General features: G+C 66.8%; 17 protein-coding genes and 1 pseudogene. 13 read left to right on the forward strand and 5 right to left on the reverse strand.

Annotated elements, in window-relative coordinates; translation table 11 throughout:
• Positions 1-18: 18 nt before the first annotated feature.
• Positions 19-2,529 carry a DNA gyrase/topoisomerase IV subunit A gene (locus ACP3TD_RS08900; protein WP_426766862.1) on the reverse strand — a complete coding sequence of 837 codons (2,511 nt, stop codon included), beginning with the start codon at positions 2,527-2,529 and terminating at the stop codon, positions 19-21.
• Between the two features lie 81 nt (positions 2,530-2,610).
• Between ACP3TD_RS08900 and ACP3TD_RS08905 the strand changes: the two genes are divergently transcribed.
• The 5 genes from ACP3TD_RS08905 (at position 2,611) to ACP3TD_RS08925 (ending at position 10,434) form a co-directional block, all read left to right on the forward strand.
• Entirely contained in the window at positions 2,611-5,295 is a 2,685-nt protein-coding gene (locus ACP3TD_RS08905; RefSeq protein ID WP_426766864.1) for a GNAT family N-acetyltransferase, read from the forward strand.
• A gap of 162 nt (positions 5,296-5,457) precedes the next feature.
• Positions 5,458-6,201, forward strand: coding sequence for a DUF5998 family protein (locus tag ACP3TD_RS08910; RefSeq protein ID WP_426766866.1), 744 nt, complete (start codon positions 5,458-5,460; stop codon positions 6,199-6,201).
• Positions 6,201-7,451 carry an alkaline phosphatase family protein gene (locus tag ACP3TD_RS08915; RefSeq protein WP_426766868.1) on the forward strand — a complete coding sequence of 417 codons (1,251 nt, stop codon included), beginning with the start codon at positions 6,201-6,203 and terminating at the stop codon, positions 7,449-7,451. The genes ACP3TD_RS08910 and ACP3TD_RS08915 overlap by 1 nt, the downstream gene beginning before the upstream one ends.
• The gene (locus tag ACP3TD_RS08920; protein WP_426766870.1) at positions 7,444-8,172 is read left to right on the forward strand and encodes a thymidine kinase; all 729 of its coding nucleotides are present in this window, start codon (positions 7,444-7,446) and stop codon (positions 8,170-8,172) included. The genes ACP3TD_RS08915 and ACP3TD_RS08920 overlap by 8 nt, the downstream gene beginning before the upstream one ends.
• A 153-nt stretch (positions 8,173-8,325) precedes the next feature.
• Positions 8,326-10,434 (forward strand): DUF222 domain-containing protein, encoded by a 2,109-nt coding sequence (locus tag ACP3TD_RS08925; RefSeq protein ID WP_426766872.1) that lies wholly within the window; start codon positions 8,326-8,328, stop codon positions 10,432-10,434.
• 82 nt (positions 10,435-10,516) lie between these two features.
• Here ACP3TD_RS08925 and sepH read toward each other — a convergent pair whose 3' ends face one another.
• A complete protein-coding gene (gene sepH / locus ACP3TD_RS08930; protein ID WP_426766874.1) occupies positions 10,517-11,902 on the reverse strand; it encodes a septation protein SepH in 1,386 nt (461 codons plus the stop codon).
• Between the two features lie 192 nt (positions 11,903-12,094).
• Positions 12,095-12,580: a DUF3093 domain-containing protein gene (locus ACP3TD_RS08935; protein WP_426766876.1), complete on the reverse strand. Its 486-nt coding sequence runs from the start codon at positions 12,578-12,580 to the stop codon at positions 12,095-12,097.
• Between the two features lie 138 nt (positions 12,581-12,718).
• On the opposite strand from ACP3TD_RS08935, the gene dut reads away from it, so the two are divergent.
• The 4 genes from dut (at position 12,719) to ACP3TD_RS08955 (ending at position 15,265) form a co-directional block, all read left to right on the forward strand.
• Positions 12,719-13,240, forward strand: a complete 522-nt coding sequence (gene dut / locus ACP3TD_RS08940) for a dUTP diphosphatase (protein ID WP_426766878.1) — start codon at positions 12,719-12,721, stop codon at positions 13,238-13,240.
• A gap of 96 nt (positions 13,241-13,336) precedes the next feature.
• Positions 13,337-14,050 (forward strand): DUF3710 domain-containing protein, encoded by a 714-nt coding sequence (locus ACP3TD_RS08945; RefSeq protein WP_426766880.1) that lies wholly within the window; start codon positions 13,337-13,339, stop codon positions 14,048-14,050.
• Positions 14,051-14,054: 4 nt separating this feature from the next.
• Positions 14,055-14,408 carry a hypothetical protein gene (locus tag ACP3TD_RS08950; protein ID WP_426766881.1) on the forward strand — a complete coding sequence of 118 codons (354 nt, stop codon included), beginning with the start codon at positions 14,055-14,057 and terminating at the stop codon, positions 14,406-14,408.
• Positions 14,405-15,265 carry a DUF3159 domain-containing protein gene (locus ACP3TD_RS08955; RefSeq protein WP_426766883.1) on the forward strand — a complete coding sequence of 287 codons (861 nt, stop codon included), beginning with the start codon at positions 14,405-14,407 and terminating at the stop codon, positions 15,263-15,265. The genes ACP3TD_RS08950 and ACP3TD_RS08955 overlap by 4 nt, the downstream gene beginning before the upstream one ends.
• Positions 15,266-15,556: 291 nt before the next feature.
• Here the strand turns inward: ACP3TD_RS08955 and ACP3TD_RS08960 are convergent.
• Positions 15,557-16,249, reverse strand: a pseudogene (locus ACP3TD_RS08960) (potassium channel family protein); the annotation flags it as partial.
• Positions 16,246-16,920: a potassium channel family protein gene (locus ACP3TD_RS08965; RefSeq protein ID WP_015936842.1), complete on the reverse strand. Its 675-nt coding sequence runs from the start codon at positions 16,918-16,920 to the stop codon at positions 16,246-16,248. The pseudogene ACP3TD_RS08960 and the gene ACP3TD_RS08965, both read right to left, overlap by 4 nt.
• Positions 16,921-17,039: 119 nt before the next feature.
• Here ACP3TD_RS08965 and ACP3TD_RS08970 point away from each other — a divergent pair, with 119 nt between their 5' ends.
• From ACP3TD_RS08970 to dxs, 4 genes are all read left to right on the forward strand, one after another.
• Positions 17,040-19,016 carry an APC family permease gene (locus ACP3TD_RS08970; RefSeq protein ID WP_426766885.1) on the forward strand — a complete coding sequence of 659 codons (1,977 nt, stop codon included), beginning with the start codon at positions 17,040-17,042 and terminating at the stop codon, positions 19,014-19,016.
• Entirely contained in the window at positions 19,013-20,398 is a 1,386-nt protein-coding gene (locus ACP3TD_RS08975; RefSeq protein WP_426766887.1) for a class I SAM-dependent RNA methyltransferase, read from the forward strand. Before ACP3TD_RS08970 ends, ACP3TD_RS08975 begins: the two co-directional genes overlap by 4 nt.
• 180 nt (positions 20,399-20,578) lie before the next feature.
• Positions 20,579-23,404 (forward strand): aconitate hydratase, encoded by a 2,826-nt coding sequence (locus ACP3TD_RS08980; protein ID WP_426766889.1) that lies wholly within the window; start codon positions 20,579-20,581, stop codon positions 23,402-23,404.
• A 140-nt stretch (positions 23,405-23,544) separates the two neighbouring features.
• Positions 23,545-25,518, forward strand: coding sequence for a 1-deoxy-D-xylulose-5-phosphate synthase (gene dxs / locus ACP3TD_RS08985; protein ID WP_426766891.1), 1,974 nt, complete (start codon positions 23,545-23,547; stop codon positions 25,516-25,518).
• The last annotated feature ends 37 nt before the right edge of the window (positions 25,519-25,555 follow it).

Below are 25,555 nucleotides of genomic sequence, written 5' to 3' on the forward strand. Positions count from 1 at the left end.
CTTCTCCTCGAGTGCGGTTTAAGCCTCGTCGGCGGCCTCCGGCCACGCCATCGCGGCACCCACCACGTCCACGGCCTGGGACAGGGGGATGCCGGAACCATCGCGGCGGCCGTGCTCCTGCGGAAGTGACCTGGCGACGCCCGCGGCCGAGGACGCCTTGGCGGGACCATGACCGGCCCACGCCAGCAGCAGCGTGTCCTCGCCCTTCAGGAACCGGTGCGCACGCACCCCGGCGGTGGCACGGCCCTTCACCGGGTATTCGGAGAACGCGGTCACCTTCGCCGTTCCCGGGGCAGTCCCAGGAAGGGCGCCGTTGGTGCCGGCAATGGTGACCACGACGGCGGCCTCGTCCTGGGCGCGCACCGCGCCGAAGAACGTCACGCGGTCGCCCGCGGCAAGTTTGATGCCGGCCATTCCACCGGCCGTCCGGCCCTGCGGACGCACGGCAGAGGCGGCAAACTTCAGCAGCTGGGCCTGGGCAGTCAGGAACACCAGTTCGGTGTCATCAGCCGCGGCCGGTGCCACGCCCACCACGAAATCCTTGTCCTTGAGCGCGATGACTTCCCAGTCCTCGCGGTTCAGCGGATAGTCCGGTTGAACCCTCTTCACCACGCCCTGGGCGGTGCCGATGGCCAGAACCTCGTCCAGCGGGGTGAATGCCACCAGGGTTTCGCCCTTCAGCAGCGTCAGGAAGTCCTTCGCCGGGACACCACCGGCCATGTTGGGCAGGCCCGCCACAGGAGGCAGGACCGGCATGTCCATCACCTGAAGGCGCAGCATCCGGCCCTGGGAGGTGATGGCAGCGATCTCACCGCGCGCTGAGGTCTTCACCACCGATGTAAACACGTCGTGCTTGTTCCGCGGTCCGGCCTCTGCCAGCGGCTCCTGGTTGCTGGTGCGCCCGATCTGCCCCGAAGCTGTCAGGATGGCCCAGCAGGGGTCGTCGGCGATCTCCAGGGCAAGGGGAGCGGGCTTGCCCTTCTTGCTGCCGGCAAGTTCTGCCGCAACGGTGGGGGAAACGGCTTCGGACTCCAGCAGGATGGTCCGGCGGGGCGTGCCGTGTTCCTCGGCAATTGCTGCGAGTTCATCGGACACCAGCGAGCGGAGCAGTTCCTCGGAGTTGAGGATGGCTTCAAGTTCGGCGATCTCGCGGCGCAGCTGGTCCTGTTCCTTTTCGAGCTCGATCCGGGAGTACTTGGTCAGCTGCCGGAGCCGCAGTTCCAGGATGTAGTTGGCCTGGATCTCAGTGAGGTCGTAGATGGACATCAGGCGCTCACGGGCTGCGGCCGCCTCATCCGAGGACCGGATGATCTGGATGACTTCGTCGATGTCCACGATGGCGATGAGGAGGCCCTCCACCAGGTGCAGCCGGTCCTTCTTCTTGCCCAGCCGGAAGATGGTGCGGCGGCGGACCACGTCGATCCGGTGGTTGACGTAGACGGAGAGCAGGTCCACCAGGCCCAGCGTCTGCGGCTGGCCGTCCACCAGCGTCACGTTGTTGATGCCGAAGGAATCTTCCATGGGCGAGTAGCGGTACAGCTGCTGGAGCACGGCGTTCGGGTTGAAGCCGTTCTTCAGCTCGATGACCAGCCGCAGCCCGTGCTTGCGGTCGGTGAGGTCCACGATGTCGCTGATGCCGGTCAGCTTCTTGCCGTTGACGGCGTCCTTGATCTTCTCGATCACCTTCTCCGGGCCCACCATGTAGGGAAGTTCGGTGACCACCAGGCCGGTGCGGCGGGCCGACAGCTGCTCCACCTCCACCTTGGCACGGGTCTTGAACGAGCCACGGCCGGTGGCATACGCGTCCCGGATGCCGTCCAGTCCCACGATCCGTCCGCCCGTGGGCAGGTCCGGGCCGGGGACGAAGCGCATGAGGTCCTCGAGGGTGGCCTCCGGGTTCGCGATCAGGTGCCTGGCGGCGGAGATGACCTCCACGAGGTTGTGCGGGGCCATGTTCGTGGCCATGCCGACGGCGATGCCGGTGGCGCCGTTGACCAGCAGGTTGGGGAAAGCCGCCGGGAGGACATCCGGCTGGGTCAGCTGGTTGTCATAGTTGGGGACAAAGTCCACCACGTCTTCGTCGAGGTGGTCGGTGAGGGTGAGCGCCGCCGCCGCGAGGCGGGCCTCTGTGTACCGCGGGGCCGCCGGGCCGTCGTCGAGTGAGCCGAAGTTGCCGTGGCCGTCGATCAGCGGCAGCCGCAGCGAAAAGTCCTGTGCCATGCGCACCATGGCATCGTAGATCGCCGTGTCGCCGTGCGGGTGCAGCTTGCCCATGACTTCGCCCACCACGCGGGCGCTCTTCACGTGGCCGCGGTCCGGACGCAGGCCCATGTCGCTCATCATGTACAGGATGCGGCGCTGCACCGGCTTCAACCCGTCGCGGGCGTCGGGCAGTGCCCGCGAGTAGATCACGGAGTACGCGTACTCCAGAAACGAACCCTCCATCTCGGAAGTGACGTCGATGTCGACGATGTTCTCCGTGAAGGGAGTGGTGTCCGCGACGGGTGCTGGGCTTTGGCGGCGGGCCATGGGGGTGGTGAATCCTTCGGTTACTGGGGTTGCCGGGCAGGGTGCTGCTGCGCTGCGGCAGTTTTTGGCTAGGCTAAGCCTATGGTGGATCAGCCCGGGGACGGCGAATATCCGGAACATTGGGAAGCCGATGTCGTCCTGCGCGACGGCGGGACAGCCCATTTGCGGCCCATCCATCCGTCCGATGCAGAGGCCATCCAGACCTTCCATACCGGACAGTCGCAGAACTCAATTTACATGCGCTTCTTCGCCTTCAAGGCACGGCTGTCAGCCAAGGAGCTCAAACGGTTCACCGAAGTGGACTATAAGGACCGGGTGGCGTTCGTCATCACCATGCGCGGGGAAATCATCGGTATCGGCCGCTACGACCGGCTGGATGATCCCACCGAGGCTGAGGTCGCTTTCAACATCGCCGACGCGCACCAGGGCCGGGGAATCGGCTCCATCCTGCTCGAACACCTCGCCGCCGCGGCCCACGAAAACGGGATCCAGCGCTTCAGCGCCGAGGTGCTGCCCGAGAACCGCAAAATGCTCATGGTCTTCTCGGATGCCGGCTATGACGTCAAACGCCACTTCGACGACGGCGTGGTCAGCCTCGAATTCAACATCGACCCCACCGAGAAATCACGGGCCGTCATGGAATCCCGCGAGCACCGTGCCGAGGCGAGGAGCGTGCGGGACCTGCTGACGCCGTCGTCCGTGGCCGTCATCGGAGCCAGCCGCAAGTGGGGGACCGTGGGCTACCAACTGCTGGAGCACATCGTGGAAGGCGGCTTCTCCGGGCCCGTCTACGCCATCAATCCCGAGGCGCTGGAACTGGCCGGCATGCTGTCCTACGGCCGGCTGACCGAAGTGCCCGAGCCCGTGCAGCTCGCGGTGATCGCCGTGCCGTACGAGGAGGTTCCCTCCGTCGTGGAGGACTGCGCCGCCGCCGGTGTCAAAGGCCTGGTGATCGCCTCCGCAGGGTTCGCGGACGACGGCGAACGCGGCCTTCAGCGGCAACGGAACCTTGTGCGCCAGGCGCGCGCCAGCGGGATGCGGGTCATCGGCCCGGCCTCCCTGGGCATCATCAACACGCATCCCGATATCCGGCTCAACGCTTCCATGGCGCCCACCCTGCCGCGCCGCGGCGGGCTGGGGCTGTTCAGCCAGTCGGCAGCCATTGGCGTGTCCCTGTACGCGGCGTCCAGCCGCAGGCGCCTCGGCATGTCCACGTTCCTTTCCGCCGGGAACCGTGCCGACGTGTCCGGCAACGACATCATGCAGTACTGGGAAGACGACGCAGACACCTCCGCCGTGGGCCTCTACCTGGAATCGATCGGCAACCCGCGCAAGTTTTCCCGCATCGCCCGGCGCCTGGCACGCACCAAACCGGTGATCGTGGCCAAGTCCGACACCATGGGCCTGCGCTTGCCGCCGGGCCACGCCGTCCGCACCACCCAGGCTCCGGGCGGGGCGCTGGACTCGATGCTGCGCCAGTCCGGCGTCATCCGCGTCGAAACCATCGAGCAGCTGGTGGATGTGGCCCAGGTTGTCGCGGGCCAGCCGCTGCCCGCCGGGCCCGGCCTGGCCATCCTCAGCAACTCCCAGGCGCTGGGCAAGGTAGTGGCGGACAGTGCAGCAGACCACGGCCTCAGCGTGGAGCAGCTGGTGACGGGGGTGGACCTCGACGCCGGCCGCTCGGTGGCCTTGCCCGCCCTGCGCTCAGCGCTGCTTGAGGCGCTGCGTCCGGCGCACGTCCATGCCGCCGTCGCAGCACTGCTGCCGGCCCGCGGACTCACGGTGGACAGCATCGCGGAATCCCTGGCCGACGTCTCCGCCGAGGCCGGCAAGCCCGTGGTGGCGGCGTTTACCGGCATCCTGGACGACTCCGTCTACGTTGAAGGCATGGTGGGGGCCGCAGACAAGGCCGTGCCGTGCTTCTCCAACCCCGGCGCGGCCGTGGCAGCGCTCGCCGCCGTGGTGAGGTATTCGGAATGGGTGTCGCGGGACCACGGCCACTTCGTGGAACCGCCGGGCTGCGATCCCGCCCGGGCCCGCGCCGAGATCGAAGTACAGCTCCGCGACGTCAAGGGGGAGCAGCTCAAGCAGCTGGACCCCGCAGCGGCAGCGTCCCTCCTGGGGTACTACGGCATTTCCGTGCTGCCATCCGCGGCCTTCAACACTCCTGACGAAGCCGTGGAAGCCGCCGAGGGCCTCGGCTGGCCGGTGGCCGTGAAGACGACGGACCCCGCCCTGCGGCACCGGCTCGACCTGGGCGGCGTCCGCCTGGACATCCAGGACGCCGAGTCGCTGCGCCGGGATGTTCTCCAGATGCGCCGCGCCCTTGCCCTCTATGGCGATCCGGCCCTGGAGGTGCAGTCCATGGCACCGGTAGGCCAGGCGTGCACGTTCCGGGCCATTGAGGACCCGCTGCTGGGACCGGTCATCTCCTTCGGCCTGGCAGGCGATGCTGTTAACCTGCTGGATGACTGGTCGCACCGGGTGCCGCCGCTGTCCGCCGCGGACGTCCACGATTTTATCCGGGCGCCCCGGGCGGCGCGGAAGCTGTTCGGCTACCAGGGACTTCCCCCCGTCGACGTTTCCGCCCTGGAGGACCTGGCCGGCCGACTTGCCTGGATGAAGGACAACCACCCCGAAATTGCCCTGGTGGAGTTCAACCCCGTGCTCTGCGGGACGAACGGGGCCACCATCCTGGCGGCCGACGTCCGGATCGGGAACGCCGCCCAACGCACGGACAGCGCACGGCGGGCCATGCGGGGCTGACGCTGGGTCGATGCATGGGCTTGCCGGCCGCGCCATCTGCCGGTGTTTGTGGCGCGCTTGTCCTGAGTTTGTCGTTCGTCTGTGCCGAGTTTGTCGTTCGTTTGTCCCCGGCGGGGAGCGGGCGGTTGGCAAAGTGAGCGGCGCATCTGTGAAAATGGGGGAATGAGCTCCCAGCCTCCCGCCTCGGCGCCTGAAACGCCCGGCAACGAAAACCAGGCCATCCGCCAGCACAGCTCACACAGCCACAGTTCCCAGGGCCAAAGCCTGGAAGGTGCCCTCCAGAAGGCCGGTTTCTATCCCCGCCTCGTGGCGGACGTGGTGGACGACGCCCTGGACGGCCGCGATTGCGTGGCGCACCTGGTGCACCTGGAAACCCACTTCGACCGTGCTGAGGTCCGCCGCCACATCACGGTGCTGGTCCTCACGGCGGACATGCTGGTCATCACCCACGTGGACGACCAGCAGCTGGATGAAGCAGGCGAGCAGATCGTTGCCCAGATCTCCACGGAGTCTGTTCCCGTGGCCCAGATCCGTTCGGTGGTCCTTAGCTACATGTACGCCCAGCCGCAGAACTACAAGACCTCCGATCCCGTGCGGGAACTGACACTGTCCATCGCCTGGTCAGGTGGCCAGCGCCTGGACATGGGTCCTGCCAGCTGCGGCGATCCCCAATGCGAAGCAGACCACGGCTACACCGGCACGATTGCGCAGGAGGACATCGTCCTGCGGATCAGCGCGGAGGCCGACGGGCTGCAGGCAGTCCAGGACGCGAAGCTCTTTGCCCGCGCCCTGCGGGCCGTCAACACCGGGTCCACCTCGCCCGTACCCCACGTGCAGTCACTGCCGCCCCGGCCCCGCGCCGGCGTGTTCGGCACGCGCCTCAGCCGCGGCCACCAGCAGCGCTGATGCCCGACGAGCGCCCCCAAGTACCCCCGGCCGCCCCTTTAGCTGCCGCCGCACTGTCCGGACCGGCGTCGGACCTTCCCACGGCACCGGCCTACGGACTCCGTTCCGTCGCCGAGGTGCTGACCAGCGCCGCCGCCAGCCTCGGAATCGGCGGGTTTCAGAACACGCTGAAGTTGCCGCCGTCGCAGCGGGTCTGCGTCGTGGTGGCGGACGGCCTGGGCCGGAACCTGCTCAAGCAGAAGTCCGCCCACACCCCGTTCCTCCGCTCGGTTATCCAGGCGGGGCAAGGCGAGGTGCCCGTCTGGCTCGATTCCGCGTTTCCCTCCACCACCGCCGCAGCCCTGTCCAGCCTTGGCACCGGCCTGCCGCCGGGCCAGCACGGCATGGTGGGCTACGACGTACTGGACCCGCAGCAGGACAAGGTGGTCAACCTGCTGGGGAACTGGGACCCGGGAGTGGACCCCAACGCCTGGCAGCCGCACCCCACGGTGCTCGAACGGGTGGCCGAACATGCCGACGTCACCACCATCAGCCTGCCCCAGTTCGCGGATTCGCCCATGACCCGCGCAGCCCTGCGCGGTGGGCGGTTCATCTCCGGCACCACGTCCCATGCGCGCACCGCGTCCGCAGCGGACGCCATGTCCGGCAGCGGGCCCTCGCTGATGTACTTCTACCTGAACGAACTGGACAAAGCCGGGCACCGCTACGGCTGCCAGTCCCAGCAGTGGGAACACCAGCTCGAGGAACTCGACGCCACCGTCAAGCGGCTTAGCACCTCGCTTCCGGCCGGGACAACCATTCTCCTCACCGCTGACCACGGAATGCTGGACGTGCCGGAACCGCACCGGATCGACTACTCCGCCGAGCCCGCACTGGTGGAAGGCGTACGGCACACCGCCGGCGAACCCCGCATGGTCCACCTCTACCTCGAGGAGGCCGCCGGAGCAGCCGGCCGGGACCGGCTGCTCACCGCATGGCGTAACCGCTTCGGCAGCAAGGTCTGGGCTTTCACCCGGGATGAGGCTGTGGCCGCCGGGCTCTTCGGTGCGGTGCGGCCCGCCGTCGAAGGCAGGATTGGCGACGTGATGATCGCCGCCCGGGATTCCCTGGCGCTCTACGACACCCGGCGCAGCCGCCCCACCGCCATGGAAGTGGTGGGCCAGCACGGGTCGCTGACCAAGGCGGAGCGCGAAGTTCCCCTGCTTTGCCTCACCGCCGGCGGCGGCAGGGGTGGCCGCCGCCGTGGCTGAACTCGTCTTTTTCTCCGGCACGATGGACTGCGGCAAGTCCACCCTCGCGCTGCAGATGGACCACAACCACCGGGTCCGTGGCCGCGGCGGGGTACGGTTCAGCCGAAACGACCGTGCCGGCGAATCACGGATCTCCAGCCGACTGGGCCTCGAAACCGACGCCGTCGAGGTGGTGGACGGCACGGACTTCTGGGAGGAAGTCATGCGCCGTCGGACCCACGGCCAGCGCGTCGACTACCTTATCTGCGACGAAGCGCAGTTCTACACGCCCGAGCAGGTGGAGCAGCTCGCCAAAGTGGTGGACGAGATCGATGTGGATGTTTTCGCGTTCGGGATCACTGCTGACTTCCGGACCAGGCTGTTTCCGGGCTCGCAGCGGCTGATCGAGCTCGCTGACCGCGTCCAGGTCCTGCAGGTTGAGGCTTTGTGCTGGTGCGGGCGCCGCGCCACACACAATGCCAGGACGGTCGACGGCGTCATGGTCACCGAGGGTGCCCAGGTGGTGGTGGGCGACGTGGACATGGCAGTGGACGGAGCCGTTGCTGCCGCCGGCCACGTCCCGGTGGTGGGGTACGAGACCCTCTGCAGGCGGCACTTCATGCGCCGTGTCACCGCCCATGGGGCCAACCTGATGGCTGAGCAGGACCAGCTCCTGCCTTTCGACGTTGACGCATGCCTCTGGCACGGATCCGGGGGACCGGCCGCGGGAACCGGGGCCTAGCTACTTCGTGTGGCGTTCCCGGACTCGGAATCGGGAGCGCCTCGACTGAGGTCCGTCCGAGGTGCTGCACGTTCCGGCACCAATGTCAGACCCTCGCGCGATGATGCCTTTATGGGAAACTCGGCGGCTGCTCCGGCCGAGGAGGCAGGATTGATGGAGGGTCTTCGGGCCTCTGTCGCCGGCCTTGACGCGCTGTTTCTTGAGGACGTGGACCTGGATCGGGCTGACCCTGACGTCGTGGCCGGTGAGGCAGTTGATGTGTTGGGGCGGAAGTCTGAGCTTCGGTTGCAGCGGCTAACGTTCTGGAAGCAGTTGGAGGCCCAGGTAGCTGCGGGCAAAGCCCGGGACGCCGCTGATTTCGCGGAGTTCCAGGAGGCGATGACGCCGCCGGATGCCACGGACACCGAGAAGGCTTTTGTGGAGATGTCCACGACGGCGGAGGTCGCCGGGGTCCTGACGCTCAGCCCGGGCGCCGCGGCAGCGTTCATCAGCCAGTCCCGGAAAGTCTGCGCGATGCCACCGGTAGCGGGTGCGCTGACTTCTGGGTTGATGTCGTGGCGGCACGCTGTGATCGTGGCCGACGAAACCGACTGCCTCGCCCCCGAAGGTGCTGAGGCGTTGGTGGCGCATTTCTTCGACCCGGACGCCCCCAACCCTGCCCGCGGGTCCGCGCCCGGTGACCTCGTGCCGCACCTGTTCCGCCGGAAAGTCAGGACCTGGCGCGAACGCACCTACCCCGTTTCAGTCCAGGAACGGCATGCCAGGTGTGTGGCGGAGCGGCGAATGGAATACCGCCCCGACGCCGACGGGATGGCATCGATTACCCTGATCCTGCCCGCGGACACCGCCTGCGCCATCTGGAACAAGACCACAGCAACCGCCCGCGGCCTCCAAGGCCCCGGCGAGACCCGCACCCTCACCCAGCTCCGGCCCGACACCGCCGCGGCGCTCCTGCTCGGCGCCCACACCGGAACCGCTGCGACAGGCCGATCCGTCGATGGCCAACAAGCCCGTGGTGTGGCTGGCGTCCACGGGGCTCCGGGGGCCGGTGAGGCCAGCACCAGCACTGGCACCAGCACCAGCACTGGCACCAGCACTGGCACCGGCCCCTACGCCGTTGACCTCCGCACAATCCCCGCCCCGAAAGCCACCGTCCTGGTCACCGTCCCGATCTTCACCCTGCTGGGACACACGGACGAACCGGCAGTCCTGGACGGGTACGGCCCCATCCCGGCAGCCATGGCCCGGAAACTCGTCGCCGACGGGGCAACCTCGTTCTACCGGGTCCTCGTCGACCCCCGCGACGGGGCGCCCCTCGAGATCGGCCGGACCAGCTACCGCCTCACCGAAGCGATGAAACGCTGGATCAGGATGCGCGACGGACACTGCACCTTCCCCGGCTGCACCAACCCCAGCACAGACAACGACACCGACCACCTCACCGCCTGGCAACACCACGGCACAACAGGAGTCAGCAACCTGGCACAACTCTGCCCGAAACACCACCGGCTCAAACACCACAGCGGCTGGACCCCCACCGTGGCCACCGAAACCGAACCACCCGGCTGGAAATCCCCCACAGGCCGCCACTACCCAGCCCAACACCCCGACCCCCAACCACCACACTGGCCACCCCGGCTCCCCGAACCCAAACAGGACCCAGTCCTGACCGGAGACAACGTTGCTGCCGGAGACATTGCCGCGGCCGGAGACTTAACGCCGGGCGGCGACGTTGGCGGGGCCCGAGAGCCGCGCGGGACGGTAGACGACCGCGAGGCTGGAGACTTTGCGGTGGCCAGAGACTCTGCGGCGACTGGGGACTTCGGCGCGGCCGGGGAGTCTGTCGTGGCCAGAGTGCCTGGCGTCATCGGAGATCTGCCGGCGGGCAGCGACGTTATCTTGACAGGCGGGACTGACGTGGCCGAAACAATAACCAGAGCGCAGGAGCCGGTTGAGGAAACGCGTCCCGGGGAACTGCCGGAGGGAACCACTGCCAGCGGATCAGCAGAAGCTCAGTGGCCGTTGGAGGAGCAGATACTTGCCGGCGTTGCAATCTTTCCGGTACACCTGCTCGCCGACCCACCGGACGACGAGTCAGTCGACGGAGAACTCCTCGGAGAGGACTCCATAGAACCCGGCGATCTCTCCCCGGACGATCCGCTGTGGGACGCCTTCTACGCGACACCCTTCATACTGCCCGCCGATCCATGGGGAAACCGGACAGACTGGTTGCTGCACGCCAAGCAGCCGCTAGTCCCGTAGGGACCCTGCACGGCGCAGAACTGGTCTTTGTAGCTGTATATCCAAAGTCCCGGGCGAAAGCCGGAGGTGCTGCCATGTACCGCTATTCGCTGCGGGTGCCGAAAACAATCTCGTCCCAGGAAGGGACGCTGGACCGCTTGGGGCGGGAAGGCTGACGCTCGGGCGCCTCAGCTTCCGGCGACTGCCCCTTCACGCCGGACTGGTTCTCGTCGTTCCTCGACGCGAAGCGGCGCTGGCCGTCGCCCAGCAACTCGTCCAACCCAGCGTTGGTGCCGCCGTCACGCCCGGAGGGAGCGTTGTTGGAGGGCGTGTCAGCGGGGCGTTCCGGAGCGGACTGGCTGTCCTGCGGGGATGCGCTGTTCTGCGGGGACGCGACGATGGTGACCTCGCGCGTTTCCGTGCTGACGCCGTCGTGCAATCTGAGGACGTCATCCTCGACGTCACGGTGAGGCGGGATCAGGCTCAGGCGCGACAGCATGGAGGGCCTCGCATCACGGCGGCGGACGAAGGAATCGCCCTTTGCTGCGGGAGCATCCGGCTGGTCGTCCTGTTGCCCGTTGTCAGATTCTTCGACGTCGGCCTCAGCCTCAGGCTCGGGGACAACCTCGGACGGCCGCGGGTGAGCCGCCGGTACCCCATGGGTCAGGAGCATGGCAAGGGCATCATCCGAGTCCTCGTCGACGCCCAGCCGCTGGCCGCGGCGGGAACGAAGCATGTCCAGCAGCCCATCAGCTTCCTTGCCGGGCCCTGCAACGACGCTCTGCGGGCCAGTCCGCACCGCATCGGCGTCGGTTTCGAAGTCGAACGGCCGGTCCGAGACTGCCGACAGGCGGCGGGCCGGAACTGGTCCATCCAGAGGCTCCAGTTCACTGAGCTGCTGGGCCCAGCGGTTGGTGTTCTGCAGTGCCTTCCGGACGGGGTTGAAAGTCCACGTGGCCGGCGGTTCCTCGCCGATACCAGCAGTGCCGTCAGTCTTTGCTTGGAAGCTTGCAGTGACGGTCCAGGTTCCGTCCTGCCTGCGCCAGGAATCCCATTCAACTGCTGAGGGATCAATGCCGTGGGCGGTCAACCGGTGCGACACCATCTCGTCCAGGGTGGCGGGGTTGTCGCCGAAAGCGGACCTGTATACGTCGTGGCCGGGGGAGGGCGTGGCTACTTCGACCTTGCGGGCCTGCTGCGCGATGTATTCACGTTCGGCAAGGACCGGGCCTTCGTAGCGCTCAACTTTTGCAAGTGGCAGGCCGGAGAGTTCAGCGACGTCGGCGGCCGTAGCGCCGGCACGGATCCGCGCCTGGATGTCCCGGGGGGACATCGGAATGGCGGGCCTTTCCGGCGTCGGCTTTGGAGCCGACCGGCCCGCTGTCCGGAGCGCTTCATCGATCGGCAGCCGGAACATCTCGCCGCCGGCCCCGCTCAACAGGAGGTGAGTCCCGTCGTCGTGCACGCCTACAAGCCGTAGATCCTGCATCCAAAATCCTCCACCCTAGCATCACTATCAATCGAAACTCTGCCACCCGGTGGGCGTTATTTGCCTCAAGGGGCAGGGCGCGCCGCGATATTCCGGCCTTTCCGGCGATGCCACCGCGTTTCTATCCGAGAGCGACGGCCCCGGCGTTGTCAGTCGTTCCGTTCCCTGGTCCGCACGGGCGTCACTGACGTATCAGTGGCGGGTGAGGGCCGCCGCGAGCTCTTCGGGGTGCCGCGTCGAGGTCAGCCAATAGGGCGTCTTGTCGGCAGGATCGGTGATCTCCACCTTTACTACGGGGTCGATCCACCCGCGGATGCAGAGGTAGGCCAGGCCGTTGAGCCTGGTGCCCCGCTCCGCCGTTGCTTCCCCGCCGCTGAAGGGTTCGACAGAGCCGACGAACTTGCGTTCGATGGTGGCGCGGCCGACGGTGAAGGTTTCCCCGGTGACCAGGAGGGTGGGTGTCGACACGATGAGGAGTACCGCAATGATGACGAAAAGGACCACTGCCGCAGTAATGCCGGCGAACATGCTGATCGGTGCAAACACCAGGATGCCGGCTGCCGAGATCCCGGCTGCGATGATCCAGATCCACACGTTGGGCCAGAGCTTCTCCCTATAAGTGGCCGAAGACCCTTTAGACGGGCTGGGCGTGGGGGCAGGGGAGCTTTTTTCGGGCATAGGCCAAGCTTTCCACCTTTGCCGGGCTATTTCATCTTGGCGGGCAATCCGCACGTGCCGTCCGCCCCGGGCACGGGCCTTCGCCCTTCAGGGCCCACCCTAGGTCTGATCCTGAGGCGCGGGTTAGAGTGAGTGACTGTGACTGATCAACCCGCCACAGCAAATGCCGTTTTCGACGAAGCGCCGGAACTACCGGCTTCCGCTCCCACCCTGCGGGTCCAGCTGAAGATGCTGGATCCAGACCTGGAAGCGCCCTCCTACGCCCATCCCGGCGACGCCGGCGCGGACCTCCGCGCGCGGCAGGACGTTACCCTGCAGCCCGGTGAGCGTCGGCTCGTCCCCACCGGCGTGGCCATTGCCCTTCCCGAGGGATTCGTCGCCCTGATCCACCCCCGTTCCGGCCTCGCCACCAAGCACGGCCTCACCATCGTGAACGCCCCGGGAACGGTCGACGCCGGGTACCGCGGCGAGATTTCGGTCACTCTCCTGAACACTGATGTGAGCCAGGCCATCGAGCTGCGGCGCGGCGATAGAATTGCCCAGATGGTCATCCAGCGCGTCGAGTATGCACAGTTCGTTCCAGTCACGGAATTGAGCGGGTCCGTGCGCGGCACCGGGGGCTTTGGCTCCACAGGCGGGTTCAATCAGCCCGGAGCCTGATTCGGGCCGTGGCAGTTGGTGCCACGGGCAACGCAGTACGGCGACGGTACCTTCCAGGGCCGGCCGGAACATTCACACTAAAGGAGAAACATCCTCATGGCCTTTGGGTTCGGCAGGAAAGCCAAGACGGAGCAACCGGACGCACCGGACGGGTTGCTCGCTGACGACGCGCCCGCAGACGGCGAAGCGGAGGCAGTCGACCAGCGCGCCAACGGCCCCTTGGATGAGTCTGAAATCAGCAGCCGCGACGGTTATGTGGATCTCGGCGCCCTGCTGATCACCCCCAGCGAGGGCCTCCAGCTCCGCCTCGAGGTTGAGGAAGCCACCCAGCGGGTCGTGGCAGTCACCCTGGACCTCAACGGATCCAGCCTGCAGCTGCAGGCCTTTGCCGCACCCAAGACCGAAGAGCTTTGGGAAGAAATCCGCACCCAGATCGGCCAGTCGGTCGGTGCCCAGGGCGGCCAGGTGGAGGACATCGAAGGCCCCTTCGGAACAGAACTCGTGGCCAAGCTTCCTGCCGGGCTCCCCGACGGCAGCCAGGGATTCCGCGTGGCGCGCTTCATCGGCGTCGACGGACCCCGCTGGTTCCTCCGCGGCGTGCTCGGCGGGCCTGCTGCGCTTGAACGTGACGCGGCCGAACCGCTCGAAGCACTGTTCCGGAAGGTGGTGGTGGTCCGCGGGGACAGCCCCATGCCCCCACGCGACCTCCTCCAGCTGCGCCTCCCCAAGGATGCAACCACCACGCCGCCTCCGGGCGCTCCTACCCTCCAGGAGCCGGAACGCGGTCCCGAAATCACCCAGATTGGCTGAAGCCATGGCTGGGGGATCACCGGCGTCGCACGGCAGGGCTCCGGTTCCCCTGGACCAACTGCCGGACAAGGGGCGCGTCCTGTGCCAGGGCCGCATCGAGTCCGTCACCTATGTTCCGGCCGACCGGACGGCGGCTTTCAGCGCTATCGTCTCCGACTCCGGCGCCCTCCGTCCGGGATCCGGCCGGGCCGGCGCGGGAAGGGCGCGCCTCCGGGTCGTGTGGCTGGGCCGGCGCCGCGTTCCCGGCATTGAAGCCGGGACCGAACTCAAGATCGAAGGCATGCTGTCCAGGAGCGAGGGGATGCCCACCATCTTCAACCCGCGCTACGAAATACTTTCCCATCAGGAGAACGAATGACCGCGCACCAGCCAGACCCGTCGCCCGGCGCGGCCCACCCTGACACCACTGGCAACTCCGGAGCTAACGGCGCGCAGGCCGGTCAGTCTCGGTCCACCAGGGACCAGGCCGGCAACTCCCCGGCCGACGACACCCGGGACGACGGCCCACGGGACGGCGGGGAGTCCTCGCCAATGGCAGGCTTGGCCGCCGACTACGCCGCCAAGGCTGGACTGCACAGGACCCACGACGGGCGCGTTGACGTCCTGAAGAGCGCGGGCGGGGTCCAGGGCATCGCCGAGAGCATCCTGCCCGGGCTGGTTTTCCTCATTGCCTTCACGGTGACCCAGGACCTCACCCCGTCACTGGTGGCTGCACTGGCTTCCGCGGCGGTGTTCACTGTGGTGCGTCTCGTGCAGCGGCGGCCGCTGACCCAGGCACTCGCCGGCGTTGTCGGGGTCGGCATTTCCGCGTGGCTTGCGAACACTACAGGCAAGGCCGAGGATTTTTACCTGCCCGGGTTCTTCACCAACGCGGCGTACATCATTGCGATGGTCATCTCGATCTTCGTGAAATGGCCGGTTGCGGGGCTGCTGTTCGGTTTTATCCGCAATGAAGGGCTGGACTGGCGCAAGGATCCGGCGCGTGTCCGTGCCTACCAGCTGGGCACCTGGATCATCGTCGGAGTCCTGGCACTGCGGCTCCTGGTGCAGGTCCCGCTCTACCTGATGGGACCGGAAGGACTCGCAGCCCTGGCGACGACGCGACTGATCATGGGCGCCCCGCTGTACATCCTGGGCGTCTGGATCGCCTGGCTGGTCACCCGTCCCGTTGCCGCCGCGGATGCAGCGGGCAGCGAAACTCCCGCGAAGGGCTAGGCTCGCCGGGAGTTCCTGTGCCCCGGGACTTGGTCAGGCCGGCCGCCGCTGGCCCCGGCGGGTACGCCACAGGTGCCGGCCGGGCTACCCGTCGAACCCGTCGTCCTCCAGGGACGACTGCCGCGCCTGCCGGGAATCCTGCGTCGTGCCGGAGTGCTCAGTATCAGGGGGTGCGGCGCTGCCGTTCCCAGTAGCAGAATCGGCGTGCCCGGCGCTGCCACTCGCAGCGTGGCCGTGATCCCCGCCGACAGAGGCTGTGCCGGCGCTTGAAGGCACTTGACCGCCGGGTGTTTCCCCTTCCTCCGGTTGTGCCGCTGTATCGGCAGCATCGCGGGAGAGGAGGGCACGCAATTCATCCTCTGCCGCGATGGTGGTGACGAAAAACAGTTCGTCACCACCGTCGATAACGTCATCCCGGCTGGGTGTGATGGGTGCATGGTCCCGCAGGATCGCCACCAGGGTGGAATCATCGGGCCATTCGATGTCGCCCACGGTGCTGCCGATCACATGTGAGTCGTGCGGAACCGTGAATTCCACCAGGGAGGCAACGCCCGTCTGGAGGGTCAGGAGCCGGACCAGGTCGCCGATTTCCACGGCCTCTTCCACCAGTGCTGTCATCAGCTGTGGGGTGTTGACTGCAACGTCCACGCCCCAGGAGTCGTTGAACATCCAGTCGTTCTTGGGGTTGTTGACGCGGCCCACCGTACGGCCCACGCCGAACTCGGTTTTCGCCAGCAACGAGACCACCAGGTTGACCTTGTCATCGCCCGTGGCGGACACCACCACGTCGGCTTCCTCAACCTTCGCCCCTTGGAGCGTGCTCAGCTCACAGGCGTCACCCACCAGCCAGTGCGCGCCCCGAAGGCCGCTGCGGCCGATGACCTCCGGCTTGAGGTCGATCAGGAGGATCTCGTGCTTGTGGGACAGCAATTCCCTGGCAATGGACGATCCGACGCTGCCCGCGCCAACGATCACGACTTTCACTGCAACTCCTTAGCGGGGGCCTTGGCCAGTACCTGGGCGACGTGGGACGTGCGGTCCACCTGGAGCATGGCGTGGACGGTGTCGCCGTCCTGGTAGGCCGTGCCGGCATCCGGCAGCAGGCCTTCTCCGAACCGGGTGAGGAACGCCACGCGAACGCCGGCAGCCTTCTCGATGGCGCTGATCCTGTGGCCCACCCACCCGGCGTCCAGGTCCAGTTCCGCCAGCACCAGGCGTCCGGAAGGTTCGCGGTAGTCGCCGGCAAGATGCTGCTCCGGAAGGATCCGGCGGAGCACCTGGTCGGCGCTCCAGCGGACGGCCGCCACGGTGGGGATGCCCAGGCGCTGGTAGATTTCGGCGCGGCCGGGATCGTAGATCCTGGCCACCACATGCGGCACATGGAAGGTCTCGCGGGCCACCCGGGTGGCCAGGATGTTCGAGTTGTCGCCGCTTGATACAGCTGCGAAGGCGTAGGCCTCTGCTACTCCGGCCTGTTTGAGCGTTTCCCGGTCGAAACCGACGCCGGTGACCTTCCGCCCCGTGAATCCCTGCCGGAGCCGGCGGAACGCGCGGTCGTCCTGGTCGATGATGGCCACTGAGTGCCCGGCATCTTCGAGTGTGTGCGCCAGTGTCGCCCCCACCCGGCCACATCCCATGATCACGAAATGCGCCACCGTATCTCCTCTGTATTCCGGTCCAGCTTCTGCAGCTAGAACTCTACCGGCAGCGCCCTTGCTTCCTGCCGCCTGGCTGCCGTCATGACATCATCCGGGAATCAGACTAGCTTTGTGGAGTGCTGACAATATTCAACGCGGTTAAGCGCGTTCTGGTGGGCAGGCCGTTCCGGAATGACAGGATGGCCCATACCCTGCTTCCGAAGAAGATCGCCCTTCCGATCTTCGCGTCTGATGCACTGTCCTCCGTCGCGTACGCGCCGGACGAGATCCTGCTCACCTTGGCCCTGGCCGGTGTCAGTGCCGTGGCCTTTTCGCCGTGGGTTGGCCTGGCCGTCATGGTGGTCCTGCTGACCGTGGTGGCGTCCTACCGGCAAAATGTCCATGCCTACCCGTCCGGTGGTGGCGATTACGAGATCGCCAACGAGAATCTGGGTAAGTACGCCGGGCTCACTGTCGCCTCAGCACTCCTGGTGGACTACGTCCTCACCGTGGCCGTATCCATGTCCTCGGCCGCGGCATATTTGACGACGGCGGTGCCCTCGCTCCACGGGCAGCAGGCCACCATCGCCACCATCGGCGTAATCATCCTGGCCCTGGTAAATCTGCGGGGCATCAAGGAGGCCGGCAGCGTTTTCGCCGTCCCCACGTACATCTTCATGGCCTCGATCTTTGGCATGACGGCGGTGGGCGTCTACCAGGTGGCCACCGGACAGCTGGGCGAGGCCCCCTCCGCAGCCTTCACGATCGTCCCTGCGGCAGGCTTCGACGAGGGCCTTGTGGGACTTGCCGGCGCCTTCCTCCTGCTGCGTGCCTTCTCCTCGGGAGCGGCGGCCCTCACCGGCGTCGAAGCGATCAGCAATGGCGTGCCCAACTTCCGTCCGCCCAAGAGCAAGAATGCCGCCACCACGCTGCTTCTGCTGGGCGTTATCGGCGCCTCGATGCTGGCAGGGATCATGTTTCTGGCCCAGGCAACAAAGGTCCACATTGTCCTGGACCCGGCCAAGGAGTTCCTGCTCAACGGCAGCCCGTTGCCCGAGGACTACATACAGAACCCGGCCATCAGCCAGATCGCACAGACCATCTTCGGCCCGGGCTCAATTCCGTTCTACATCGTGGTGGCCGCCACCGGCGTCATCCTGGTGTTCGCCTCCAATACCGCCTTCAACGGGTTTCCGGTGCTGGGGTCCATCCTCGCCCAGGACGGATACTTGCCGCGCCAACTCCGCACCAGGGGTGACCGGCTGGCCTTCAGCAACGGCGTCCTGGCCCTGGCTGCTGGAGCCCTGGTGCTGATCATCGCGTTCAACGCCGATGTCACCAAGCTCATCCAGCTCTACATCGTTGGCGTCTTCATCTCCTTCACGGCCAGCCAGCTCGGCATGATCCGGCACTGGGGCCGGGAGCTGAAGCTCGCCAAGGACAAGGCCGTGCGGCGCAGGATGATGAAGTCCCGCACCATCAACACCATCGGCTTCGGCATGACTGCGCTGGTCCTGGTGATCGTGCTCATCACCAAGTTCGAACAGGGTGCCTGGATTGCGCTGCTCGCCATGTTCATCCTGTTCCTCATCATGTGGAGCATCCGGGCCCACTACGACAACGTGGCCAAGGAACTGGCCGTGGACGAGGACTCGTCTCCCCGCGCGCTGCCCACCCGCGTCCACGCCGTCCTCCTGGTGTCCCACGTGCGCAAGCCGGTGCTCCGCGCCCTGGCCTACGCCCGCGCGTCGCGCCCGTCCCGGCTGGACGCCATCACCGTCGACATCGACGCCGCCGAAACCGCGCACACCGTCAATGACTGGGAGAAACTGGACATCCCCGTTCCCCTGACAGTGCTGGCGAGCCCGTACCGCGAAACCGTCACGCCCATCATGGAATACATCAAACAGATGCGACTCGACTCTCCGCGCGACCTGGTGGTGGTCTACATCCCCGAATACGTGGTGGGCAAGTGGTGGGAGCAGCTGGTGCACAACCAGACGGCCCTGCGCATCAAGACCAGGCTCCACTTCGAACCCGGAGTCATGGTGGCCAGCGTGCCATGGCAGCTCAAATCATCCGAAGAAGCCAAGAACCTCCAGGACGTGCAATGACCCCCAGAACTACCACCGCCGCCGCCAACAGCACAACAGATGCACATGCGGGGGAGGAGCTTGTCGTCGAGGTGGGGCCCGTTGCCCACGGCGGCCACTGCGTAGCCCGCCATGAAGGCCGCGTCATCTTTGTCCGCCACGGCATTCCCGGGGAAAAGGTACGGGTGCGGCTCACCGACGCCGGAGACAACGCGAAGTTCTGGCGCGCCGACGTCGTCGACGTACTGGACGCCTCCCCGGATCGCGTGGACCACTTTTGGCATGCAGCGGATTCCACCCGGGCCTGGGGGCACGGACATCCTCCGGTGGGTGGTGCGGAGTTCGGCCACATCAGCCTGGACCGGCAGCTGCGGCTCAAAGCCGAGGTGCTGGACGAACAGCTCAGGCGGCTGGGCGGGACGGGGCAGTCGCCGGCCGGCTGGAGCGGCGCCGTTGAGGCCGTGGGGGAAGCGGCCGACGGCGGAACGGGCCTGGGGTGGCGCACGCGCGCCAGTTTCTCGGTGACGCCCTCGGGGAAGCTTGGCATGCACGCGCACCGCTCCACGCAGGTCCTCCCGGTTCGGGAGATGCCGCTCGCCACAGACGCCATCAATGCCCTGCAGCTGTGGAACATCGACCTGCAGGGAATCGAACGGGTGGAAGTCGCGGCCCCCGCCAACGGTTCCCGCCCGCTGGTGCTGCTGGCTCCGGCCGAGGGAACCAAACCCAAACGACTGGCTGCCGTTGCCGCGGCCCTGCCCGATGACGTGTCGGCGGCCGGGTTTGACCCCGAATCGGGGGAGGTGACCCGGTTGCGGGGCCGTTCGTGGGTACAGGAATCCGCGGCCGGACACGACTACCGGGTCACGGGCGCCGGGTTCTGGCAGATCCACCGCGACGCGCCCGGGACACTTGTGGGGGCTGTCACAGATTTCCTGCACGGGGGCGGGTTCCTGCACCACGGTGCGGTGGTTGCGGACCTTTATGCCGGCGCCGGACTGTTCACCGCGGTGCTGGCCGACGCCGTGGGGGAGACCGGCGCTGTCCTGTCCGTCGAGGGCGCACCGGGAACCAGCAGGGATGCCCGCAAGAACCTCCACGCTGCCCCGCAGGTGGAAATTGTCCAGGGCCGGGTGGAGCGTGTCCTCCGCCAGAAACCGCGGAATTTCGACGCCCTGGTCCTCGACCCGCCGCGCGCCGGTGCAGGCAAGGCAGTGGCGCGGCAACTCGTGGATGCGCACCCGCGGGCCATTGCCTACGTATCCTGCGATCCGGCGTCGTTCGCCCGTGACGTGTCCTACTTCCGGGACGCGGGCTGGGAGCTCGCCAACCTGCGGGCCTTCGACATCTATCCGCATACCCACCACTTGGAGACGGTGGCGCTGCTGACGCCCCGTTCGTGACGGCAGCATCCATGATGGCCACGGCGTTTTCGACTACGATGGCCGTAGTAGTCCCACGTCGCGCCCCGTATTCGCGGGCGGCTGTGTGCCATTTTCGGGTCCTGAGCTAATTAGGGCCACCTAACTAGCAGGCGGTCAACCGCGCGACAAAGATGAAACTGTTGCGAGAGGAGTCCTGCGATGAGCACTGTGGACAGCTTCGGTTCAAAAGGCAAACTTAATGTAGCCGGAACCGAATATGAAATTTTCCGGTTGAACTCCGTTGAAGGTGCAGAAAACCTTCCGTTCAGCCTCAAGGTATTGCTTGAAAACCTGCTGAGGACCGAGGACGGCGCGAACATCACTGCCGATCACGTCCGCGCCCTGGCAGGCTGGGATCCCAACGCGGAACCCGATACAGAAATCCAGTTCACGCCGGCACGCGTGATCATGCAGGACTTCACCGGCGTCCCCTGCGTGGTGGACCTGGCGACGATGCGTGAAGCCGTCAAGGAACTTGGTGGCGACCCCAAGCGGGTCAACCCGCTGGCACCGGCCGAAATGGTCATCGACCACTCGGTGCAGATCGACGCCTTCGGCAACTCCGGCGCGCTGGAGCGCAACATGGAGATCGAATACCAGCGCAATGGTGAGCGCTACCAATTCCTGCGCTGGGGCCAGACCGCGTTTGACGACTTCAAGGTTGTCCCCCCGGGAACCGGCATCGTGCACCAGGTCAACATCGAGTACCTGGCGCGCACGGTCATGACCCGTTCGGTGAACACCGAAAACGGCACAGTCCTGCGTGCCTACCCGGACACCTGCGTCGGCACCGACTCCCACACCACCATGGTCAACGGCCTGGGCGTGCTCGGCTGGGGCGTCGGCGGCATCGAGGCCGAGGCTGCCATGCTCGGCCAGCCCGTCTCCATGCTCATCCCGCGCGTTGTCGGCTTCAAGCTCAGCGGCAGCATCCCGGCCGGCGCCACCGCCACCGACGTTGTGCTGACCATCACCGAAATGCTTCGCAAGCACGGTGTTGTGGGCAAGTTCGTGGAGTTCTACGGCGAAGGCGTTGCAGCCGTGCCGCTGGCCAACCGCGCCACCATCGGCAACATGAGCCCGGAGTTCGGCTCCACGGCCGCCATGTTCCCCATCGACGACGTCACCCTGGACTACCTGCGCCTCACCGGCCGGGAGGACCAGAACGTCGCCCTGGTGGAGGCCTACGCCAAGGAGCAGGGCCTCTGGCACGACGCATCACGCGAGATCAAGTTCTCCGAGTACCTCGAGCTGGACCTGTCGACGGTTGTCCCGTCCATCTCCGGCCCGAAGCGCCCGCAGGACCGCATCATCCTCACCGAGTCGAAGGCCCAGTTCCGTGAGGACCTGCGCAACTACGTGAAGGAAGACCTCGCCGACGGCAGCCTGGACGAAGCGATCGACGAGAGCTTCCCGGCGTCGGACGCACCGTCCTTCACCGCCTCCGGCACCCACCTCACGGACCAGGCCCCGCACGCGCACGGCCCGAAGTCGAACGGCCGCCCGTCCAAGACGGTGGCCGTGAAAACCGCGGACGGCCGCGAGTTCGAGCTGGACCACGGTGCGGTATCGATCGCCTCGATCACCTCCTGCACCAACACGTCCAACCCGTCCGTGATGCTGGCCGCAGCCCTGCTGGCCCGCAACGCCGTGGACAAGGGCCTGACCTCCAAGCCGTGGGTCAAGACCTCCGTGGCCCCCGGCTCCAAGGTCGTCACCGACTACTACAACAAGTCGGGCCTGACCCCGTACCTGGAGAAGCTCGGCTTCTACATCGTCGGCTACGGCTGCGCCACCTGCATCGGTAACTCCGGCCCGCTCGACGCCGAAATCTCCGAGGCCATCCAGGCCAACGACCTTTCCGTCACCGCGGTCCTCTCGGGCAACCGCAACTTCGAAGGCCGCATCAACCCGGACGTCAAGATGAACTACCTGGCCTCCCCGCCGCTGGTCATCGCGTACGCCTTGGCTGGCACCATGGACTTCGACTTCGAGAACGACGCGCTGGGCCAGGACGAGGCCGGCAACGACGTTTTCCTGAAGGACATCTGGCCGAACCCGGTCGAGGTCCAGCAGGTCATCGACTCCTCGATCGACAAGGGCATGTTCGCCCGCGGCTACGAGGGCGTCTTCGAAGGCGACGACCGCTGGAAGGCACTCGACACCCCGGCCGGCGACACCTTCGCCTGGGATGAGAAGTCCACCTACGTCCGGAAGCCCCCGTACTTCGAGGGCATGCAGGCCGAGCCGGAGCCCGTGAAGGACATCACCGGAGCGCGCGTGCTGCTTAAGCTCGGCGATTCCGTGACCACGGACCACATCTCCCCGGCCGGTTCCTTCAAGTCCGACACCCCTGCCGGCCAGTACCTGCTGGCCAACGGTGTGGAGCGCAAGGACTTCAACTCCTACGGCTCACGCCGTGGCAACCACGAGGTGATGATCCGCGGCACCTTCGCCAACATCCGGATCAAGAACCAGCTCCTCGACGGCGTTGAGGGCGGCTTCACCCGCGACTTCACGCAGGCCGATGGCCCCCAGGCCTACGTCTACGACGCCGCGCAGAACTACCAGGCCGCCGGCACCCCGCTGGTTGTCCTGGCCGGCAAGGAGTACGGCTCGGGCTCGTCCCGTGACTGGGCCGCCAAGGGCACCGCACTGCTGGGTGTCAAGGCTGTCGTCGCGGAGAGCTACGAGCGCATCCACCGCTCCAACCTGATCGGCATGGGCGTCCTGCCGCTGCAGTACCCGGCCGGCCAGAACGCCGCCAGCCTGGGCCTGACCGGCACGGAAACCTTCGCGGTTGAGGGCGTCACCGCCCTCAACGAAGGCACCACGCCGAAGACCCTCAAGGTCACCGCCACGGCCGAAGACGGCTCCTCGAAGACCTTCGACGCCGTCCTCCGCATTGATACGCCGGGTGAAGCGGACTACTACCGCAACGGCGGCATCCTGCAGTACGTGCTGCGCCAGATCTCCGCGAACTAGCGGAGCCTGCCAGCAGGCAGAACTCTCCGAAGCCCCGGCCGGTCACCGACCAGCCGGGGCTTCGGCCGTCCGGCTGAGCCTTGTCCAGGAACCAAGGCGTTAGAGTTAAACGGCACGTCTACCACCCGAAGGAGGGGTCATTGGGAATCTTGGACACCATCCGGAATCCGCAGGACCTGAACGATTTATCCGAACAGCAGCTGGAACAGCTGGCCTCGGAGATCAGGGAATTCCTGATTACCAACGTTTCCCAGACGGGCGGCCACCTCGGACCCAACCTCGGCGTCGTGGAACTCACGCTGGCCGTGCACCGCACCTTTGACTCTCCGCGTGACAGCATCGTCTTCGACACCGGCCACCAGTCCTATGTCCACAAGCTGCTGACCGGCCGGCAGGATTTCAGCACCCTCCGCCAGCAGGGGGGCCTCTCCGGCTACCCGTCGCGGGCCGAGTCGGAACACGACATCGTGGAAAGCTCGCACGCGTCCTCGTCACTGTCCTGGGCCGACGGAATCTCCCGCGCCCGGCAGCTCACCGGCGAAGGCGACCGCCACGTCGTCGCCGTCGTGGGGGATGGCGCGCTGACCGGCGGGATGGCCTGGGAGGCCATCAACAACATCGCAGCCGACAAGAAGCGGCGCGTAGTCATCGTCGTCAACGACAACGGCCGCTCCTACGCACCCACAGTGGGTGGTTTCGCCGATTACCTGGCGTCCCTGCGCCCCACCATCGACTCCTTCCGTGCAGCACCCGCCTATGAGAAGGCGCTGGACTGGTGGAAGAAGAAGCTCCAGAACGGCGGCCCGGCGGGCCAGTTCACCTACAAGAGCCTCCACGCCATGAAGAAGGGCGTCAAGGACTGGTGGGCCCCGCAGGGCATGTTCGAGGACCTCGGCATGAAGTACATCGGCCCCGTGGACGGGCACAACCTCCAGGCCCTGGAGCACGCCCTCGCCACCGCACGGAACTACCACGGCCCGGTGATCGTCCACGCCATGACCGAAAAGGGCCACGGCTACGCGCCCGCCCGCGCCCATGAGGCAGACCAGTTCCACGCCGTCGGCATCATCGATCCGGAAACCGGCGAACCCACCGGTACTGCGGGCGCGAAATCCTGGACGTCGGTCTTCGCCGACGAAATCGCCGCCATCGCCGACGAGCGCAAGGACGTCGTGGGCATCACCGGCGCCATGCTCATCCCCGTGGGCCTGCACAAGTTCGCCGCCAAGCACCCGGACCGGGTGATCGACGTCGGAATCGCAGAACAACATGCCCTGACGTCCGCAGCCGGCATGGCCTTCGGCGGACTGCACCCCGTGGTGGCCGTCTACGCCACCTTCCTCAACCGCGCCTTCGACCAGCTGCTCATGGACGTGGCCCTGCACAAGGCCGGCGTCACCATCGTCCTGGACCGGGCAGGCGTCACCGGCCCTGACGGCGCCAGCCACCACGGCATGTGGGACATGTCCATGGTGCAGATTGTCCCCGGCCTCCACCTCGCAGCGCCCCGCGACGCGTCACGCCTCCGCGAGGAGCTGCGCGAAGCCGTGGCCATCAATGACGCACCCACCGTGGTCCGCTTCTCCAAGGGATCGGTCGGCGCAGAAATCGAAGCGCTGGAACGCCTCAGCGACGGCGTGGACGTGCTGGCACGCCGGCCCGCGGGCTCCACAGCCAACGATGTCCTCATCGTCAGCGTCGGAGCCATGTCCGAGCTCGCCCTCGACGTGGCGAACCGGCTGGGCGCGCAGGGAATCAGCACCACCGTGGTGGACCCCCGCTGGGTGCTTCCGGTCCGCAGTTCCATCATTGCCCTGGCCTCGCACCACCGCCTGGTGATCTGCATCGAGGACGGCGTCCGCGCCGGCGGAGTGGGATCGCGGATCCGGCAGGAGATGCGGGCGGCAGGCGTGGACACAGCCCTGAACGAAGTGGGCCTTCCGGTTGAGTTCCTTGACCACGGCACCCGCAGCGAGGTTCTGGAGCGCGTTGGCCTCACTGCCCAACAGATTACGCACGACGTCGTTGCGCAGGTTTTGGGGACAAAGGTCCCCTTCGCGCGTCCATTGCCGGGGCAGCAACACCCCACCACCGGCAGCCTTCCCATCCTGTGAGGGGAGAAGAAAGGATGGAGGACCGAGGCGGGCCTGC

The sequence above is a fragment of the Pseudarthrobacter sp. 1G09 genome (genome assembly GCF_050038305.1).
Classification (GTDB): domain Bacteria; phylum Actinomycetota; class Actinomycetes; order Actinomycetales; family Micrococcaceae; genus Arthrobacter; species Arthrobacter equi.

Excerpts from the sequence above, each read along its gene's own strand:
- ACP3TD_RS08900 (WP_426766862.1), bottom strand. The coding sequence starts at position 2,529 with ATGGCCCGCCGCCAAAGCCCAGCACCCGTCGCGGACACCACTCCCTTC.
- ACP3TD_RS08910 (WP_426766866.1), top strand. The coding sequence starts at position 5,458 with ATGAGCTCCCAGCCTCCCGCCTCGGCGCCTGAAACGCCCGGCAACGAA.
- ACP3TD_RS08950 (WP_426766881.1), top strand. The coding sequence starts at position 14,055 with ATGGCTGGGGGATCACCGGCGTCGCACGGCAGGGCTCCGGTTCCCCTG.
- ACP3TD_RS08945 (WP_426766880.1), top strand. The coding sequence starts at position 13,337 with ATGGCCTTTGGGTTCGGCAGGAAAGCCAAGACGGAGCAACCGGACGCA.
- ACP3TD_RS08915 (WP_426766868.1), top strand. The coding sequence starts at position 6,201 with ATGCCCGACGAGCGCCCCCAAGTACCCCCGGCCGCCCCTTTAGCTGCC.
- sepH (WP_426766874.1), bottom strand. The coding sequence starts at position 11,902 with ATGCAGGATCTACGGCTTGTAGGCGTGCACGACGACGGGACTCACCTC.
- ACP3TD_RS08980 (WP_426766889.1), top strand. The coding sequence starts at position 20,579 with ATGAGCACTGTGGACAGCTTCGGTTCAAAAGGCAAACTTAATGTAGCC.
- ACP3TD_RS08975 (WP_426766887.1), top strand. The coding sequence starts at position 19,013 with ATGACCCCCAGAACTACCACCGCCGCCGCCAACAGCACAACAGATGCA.
- ACP3TD_RS08955 (WP_426766883.1), top strand. The coding sequence starts at position 14,405 with ATGACCGCGCACCAGCCAGACCCGTCGCCCGGCGCGGCCCACCCTGAC.
- ACP3TD_RS08905 (WP_426766864.1), top strand. The coding sequence starts at position 2,611 with ATGGTGGATCAGCCCGGGGACGGCGAATATCCGGAACATTGGGAAGCC.
- ACP3TD_RS08935 (WP_426766876.1), bottom strand. The coding sequence starts at position 12,580 with ATGCCCGAAAAAAGCTCCCCTGCCCCCACGCCCAGCCCGTCTAAAGGG.
- ACP3TD_RS08925 (WP_426766872.1), top strand. The coding sequence starts at position 8,326 with ATGGAGGGTCTTCGGGCCTCTGTCGCCGGCCTTGACGCGCTGTTTCTT.